This window comes from Rhodococcus sp. (in: high G+C Gram-positive bacteria) (assembly GCF_049286785.1).
Taxonomy (GTDB): Bacteria; Actinomycetota; Actinomycetes; order Mycobacteriales; family Mycobacteriaceae; genus Rhodococcus_F.
Genome location: NZ_JBAQEO010000809.1, coordinates 1 through 2,331, shown reverse-complemented (window position 1 = coordinate 2,331; position 2,331 = coordinate 1). Strand labels below are relative to the sequence as shown.

General features: G+C 64.6%; 3 protein-coding genes. 2 read left to right on the top strand and 1 reads right to left on the bottom strand.

Annotated features, from left to right (window positions below; genetic code table 11):
- Positions 1-53 precede the first annotated feature (53 nt).
- On the bottom strand, positions 54-665 hold the full coding sequence (locus WAW17_RS29150; protein ID WP_422336333.1) for a DUF4352 domain-containing protein: 612 nt from the start codon (positions 663-665) through the stop codon (positions 54-56).
- Between the two features lie 177 nt (positions 666-842).
- Here WAW17_RS29150 and WAW17_RS29145 point away from each other — a divergent pair, with 177 nt between their 5' ends.
- Together WAW17_RS29145 and WAW17_RS29140 are read left to right on the top strand one after the other, a co-directional pair.
- A complete protein-coding gene (locus tag WAW17_RS29145; RefSeq protein ID WP_422336332.1) occupies positions 843-2,057 on the top strand; it encodes a sensor histidine kinase in 1,215 nt (404 codons plus the stop codon).
- Between the two features lie 60 nt (positions 2,058-2,117).
- Positions 2,118-2,331 (top strand): response regulator transcription factor (locus WAW17_RS29140; RefSeq protein ID WP_422336331.1); only part of this gene is annotated, 214 nt, incomplete at its 3' end.

Below are 2,331 nucleotides of genomic sequence, written 5' to 3'. Positions count from 1 at the left end.
TCATTCGAGTTCGACCCTCTATCCGTGCCGCAAGCGAATCGCCGACTCGGCGGTCAACGATTGTTGACCCACGCCAAACGATCCGTGGAGAGGGAGAAGGTGTCCTCGAACAGCACGACGTAGGTTCCGGACGGTGTGCCCTGGCGCGAATCGAAGCACACACTGCCGGTGGCTTGACCGCCGGGCGCGACCTTCCCCGAGTTCAGTGGTTCGCGATCGGGTGCGAATGTCGCGTCGCGGATAGCGCCATTCGTGTCTTGGAGGCTCCAGTCCGTGTATCCGTTGAAGTCGTTCTGTTTGTCGCCGACATTCTTGATGGTGACGGTGCTGCACAGGTAGTCGCCGATGATGGTGCTCGCGGGCTCGAGTGCGGAGACGGTGTATGCCAGGCCGTCCCGCGTGATGGTGTCGCCTCCGTTCGCGGCGGTGTCCTCGCCGAGCTTGCCCGGAAAGGCGGGACCGCTGTCGGGTGTCGCGTCTTCCTCGCCGGAGTTGGTGGTGACAGCTGTGTCCTCGTCGCCGCCCACACTCGACACCACGGCGATGGAGCATGCACCGAACAGGAGTATCGGGACGCCGACAACGATCCACGGCCAGATGCGGCGCTTCTTCGGCGCCGGCGTGGGCTGGGATGGATTCTGGTAGGGCTGAACGGGATCGGTCATGTCAAATCCTCCGCATCGATTCGGGTTTGCTTCGCTTGATGCACAGCTCACCCGAAACTCCGTGTCCCGCGCCTCGTTCGTAGGGTCGGATCCGGTCATCCTTTCGGTCGGACATCCTCACGGTCCCGTCCTTTCGGGCGATCGCAGACCGGGCGGGTGGTTGCGTAACCTCATCTCGTGACCGCCGCCTCAGCTGGGACCATTCGTCGTCGTGCCTGGACCACAGGCGCGGTAACGCTGAGCGTTTTCTGTTCGCTGATGACTCTCGGACTGTCCGCGGACTCGGGCACCGTTGCCGAGTGGAACTTTGCGATCGGTTTGGTGTTGAACCTCGCGGCCGGTGCTGCGCTGGTCTGGCGGCATGAGCGTCCCTGGCTGGTGCTCGTGGCGGCTGTTGCCGGACCACTGTTCTTCTCGACGGATGCCACCGCAGCGCTGATCGTGCTGTATGCGCTCGCCAAGACCGAGCGGGGACAACGCCTGGTGGCAGCGGCGACCGTCGTATTCCTGGCATGCGCAGTCTCGCTCACCTATGACGCGTTCCGCACCCGCGACAACTCCGTCCTGACGATGGGATCGACGCAACCGGAGCTCGGTGCTCCCAAACCGGACTGGGACATCGCGCTGTGGATTCCGTGGTTGGTTGCCGCGGTCCTGGTGGGAATCGTCGTCGGACTCGCGCTTCTCAAGCACACGCAGATCGAACTCGCCGACGCCGAGCACAGCCGCGACCGTGCCACCAAACAGACCCACGAAATGCGGGACGAGATGATCCGTTCGGAGGAACGAACCAGGATCGCCAGGGACATGCACGACACCCTCGCCGCGAGCCTGAGCAGAATCTCACTGTTCGCCGGGGCTCTTCAGGTCACCGGCGCCGACAACCCGGAGAAGGTCGCCAACACCGCGTCGATGATTCGCAGCACCGCGCACGAGGCACTCGACGAGCTCAAGAGCATTGTCGGGGTGCTGCGTGGAACGGCCAGGGAATCTCGGACCGGTGGGCATCAGGGGATCGACGGGATCGCCGACCTCGTGCAGTCCGCTCGCGCTGCTGGGCTGCACACCACGCTGTTTGTCGACCTGCAGCCCGGCGACGTCGGAACTGTTTCGGGGCACGTCACCTACCGTGTGCTGCAGGAATCGCTCACCAATGCCCAGAAGTACGCGAGCGATCAAACCATCCGCATCGCGATCACCGGGGCGAGCGAGCGGGGAATTCGCATCGATATCCGCAACAACCTCAGCGCGCAACCTCCGAACGTGCCCGGTGGGTCTCGTGCCGGCCTGCGCGGACTGGCTGAGCAGGCCCGCGACATCGGCGGCACCCTCGAAGCCGGTGCGCTCGGCGACGATTTCGTGGTCGACTGCTGGCTGCCCTGGTACGCCTGAGCAGCCGCGTCCAAACCTCTGGCCGGGGTTGTCGGTGAGGGGTAATACCCTGTCGTCACTATGACCGCAGGCACCGTCATCACCGTCTTGATCGCCGACGACGACCCATTCGTGCGACGCGGTGTGTCCGACATCTTCTCCGCTACCGACGACATCGTCGTCGTGGCGGATGTCGAGGACGGTGACAAGGTTCCGGCCGCGGTCCGCGCGCACCGGCCGCGCGTGGTGTTGATGGACCTGAAAATGCGCAGGGTCGGCGGACTCGAGGCCACCC